The 2,510-nt window shown below is 67.4% G+C and carries 3 protein-coding genes; 2 read left to right on the plus strand and 1 reads right to left on the minus strand.

All coding sequences use genetic code 11. The annotated features are described in order from the left end of the window. A partial coding sequence (locus tag AC1DU6_RS27140) for a TRAP transporter substrate-binding protein (RefSeq protein WP_477860911.1) occupies positions 1-740 on the minus strand: 740 nt, incomplete at its 3' end. A gap of 144 nt (positions 741-884) precedes the next feature. Here AC1DU6_RS27140 and egtB point away from each other — a divergent pair. Both egtB and AC1DU6_RS27150 read left to right on the plus strand, forming a co-directional pair. Next, on the plus strand, positions 885-2,027 hold the full coding sequence (gene egtB / locus AC1DU6_RS27145; RefSeq protein WP_477860913.1) for an ergothioneine biosynthesis protein EgtB: 1,143 nt from the start codon (positions 885-887) through the stop codon (positions 2,025-2,027). Continuing rightward, a partial coding sequence (locus tag AC1DU6_RS27150; protein WP_477860915.1) for an L-histidine N(alpha)-methyltransferase occupies positions 2,024-2,510 on the plus strand: 487 nt, incomplete at its 3' end. The genes egtB and AC1DU6_RS27150, both read left to right, overlap by 4 nt.

Consider the following 2,510-nt stretch of genomic DNA (forward strand, 5'->3'; position numbering starts at 1 on the left):
CTGTCGTATTTGGCCGGGTTCATCGCCAGGATGAAGACCGCGCTGTACAGCGCCGGCCGGCTCGGGTCGGTCTCGGTGTGGTACTTGACCATCTCGTGCAGCTTGACCGAGGGGATGACCTCCCAGGGCAGCGCAAAGCCGTCGATGGTGCCCTTGCTGACCGCATCGGCCACGGCCGGCAGCGGCATGCCGACCGGTGAGGCACCCAGGCTGCTGAGCAGCTTGTTGGTCTGGCGCGTCGGTGCGCGCAACTTCAGGCCCTTGAAGTCGGCCAGCGTCTTGATCTGGCGCTCGCGGGTGTGCAGATAGCCCTCGTCGTGCGTCGCGAACATCAGCGGCTTGACCGCGGCAAACTCCTTGACGGCGTACTTGCCATAGAAGTCCCAGGCTGCGCGCGACGCCGCCTCGGCGGAGTTCGTCATGAAGGGCAGCTCGAACACCTCCATGATGGGAAAGCGCCCGGCCGTGTAGCCCGGTAGCGTGAAGGCGATGTCGACGACACCGTCCTTGACCTGGTCGATCAACTGGGCCGGCGTGCCGCCGAGCTGCATGGCCGGGTAGACCTGGCATTTCAGGCGGTTGCCGGAGTCTGCCGCGATCTTGTCGCACCAGGGCGCCAGGATCTGTGTCGGCGGCATGGCGCCGGGCGGCCAGAAGTGATGCACCTTGAGCGTGATCGGCTCGTTGGCCTGCACCGCGGTCGCGGCCAGCAGGGCGGCGATGAAGGCGATTGCTTTCATGCCCGGTCTCCTTGTTGTATGGCGGCGATCCTAGGGGAATTGGCYCTGCTGACATCCCCGCACCCACCCTAGGGGGGGGTGTCCTACAGCCAAAGACCCTGCACTGACATACCGTTGGCAGCAGTTTGCGATACGGTGCCACCCATGTTGACCGAGCTGCTCCGCGCCACCCGAGCCCATTCGCTCGCCCTTGCCGCGCCCCTGTCGGACGAGGACGCCCAGCTGCAGTCCATGGCCGACGCCAGCCCTACCAAATGGCATCTGGCCCACACGACCTGGTTCTTCGAGACCCTGGTGCTGTTGCCACATCTGCCGGACTACTGCGTCTTCGACGAGCGCTGGCCGCGCCTCTTCAATTCCTATTACGAGAGCCTGGGCCCGCGTCATGCGCGCCCGCAACGCGGCCTGCTGAGCCGGCCCAGCCTGGACGAGGTCAAGGCCTACCGCCGCCATGTGGACGCCGCCCTGGCCGACCTGCTGYCCCACGCTGGCGACGATGCCCGCCGGCTGATCGAGCTGGGCTGCCATCACGAGCAGCAGCACCAGGAGCTGCTGCTGACCGACATCCTGCACGCCTTTTCCTGCAACCCACTGCTGCCGGCCTACGACGTGTCAACACCGCTCAAGGCCGTCGCCCCCGATCAGGCCTGGCTGAAGCACGCTGGCGGCATCGTCGACATCGGCCATGGCGGCAGCGGCTTTGCCTTCGACAACGAAGGCCCGCGCCACCAGGCCCTGCTCGCGCCTTTCGAGATCAGCAACCGCCTCGTCACCTGCGGTGAGTACGAAGACTTCATCGACGCGGGCGGCTACCGCGAGCCGCTGCTGTGGCTGTCCGATGGCTGGGCCACCGTGCAGGCCCAGGGCTGGCAGCGGCCGGCCTACTGGCTGGAGGACGGCAGTGTGTTCGGCCTGCATGGCGTGCAGCCGCTGGATGCCGACGCGCCTGTCATGCAGCTCAGCTTCTACGAGGCTTGCGCTTTTGCTGAATGGGCTGGCGCGCGGCTGCCGACCGAGTTCGAGTGGGAGGCGGCATGCGGATTGCCGGGCTTCGCGCTGGCCGCCGATCAGGCCTGGCAGTGGACTCGCTCCAGCTACGCGCCCTACCCCGGCTTCAAACCCGCGGCGGGCGCGGTTGGTGAATACAACGGCAAGTTCATGGTGGGGCAGCAGGTATTGAGAGGCGGCAGCCTCGCGACCCCGCTGGGCCACGCACGACCGAGTTACCGCAATTTTTTCCCGCCGGCCGCACGCTGGCAGTTCAGTGGAGTGAGGCTCGCAAGATGAAACCAGGTATCGAATGGCGCCAGCCCCGCGCCTCGGCCGACAACGAGCAGTTCGCGGCCGACCTGCACGCGGCGCTGGGCCGCGCGCCCAAGGCGATCTCGCCCAAGTACTTCTACGACGAGGCCGGCTCGAAGCTGTTCGAGCAGATCTGCGACCTGCCCGAGTACTACCCGACGCGTACCGAACTGTCACTGCTGCAAACGCATGCGGACGACATGGCTGCGCAGATGGGCGGCCAGGTGCAGCTCGTCGAATACGGTGCCGGCGCTCTGCGCAAGGTGCGCCTGCTGCTGGACGCCATCCCGCGCGACAGCGTGCAGTTCGTGCCGGTGGACATCTCGGGCCCGCACCTGCTGGCGGCCTGTGACGGCCTCGCGGGCGACTACCCGGGCCTGGCCGTCCAGCCGCTGGTGGCTGACTTCACGCGCCCGCACACGCTGCCGCCCTGCCCCGAGGGCAGCCGCCGTGTCGGCTTCTTCCCTG

Source organism: Roseateles sp. P5_B10 (assembly GCF_056400485.1).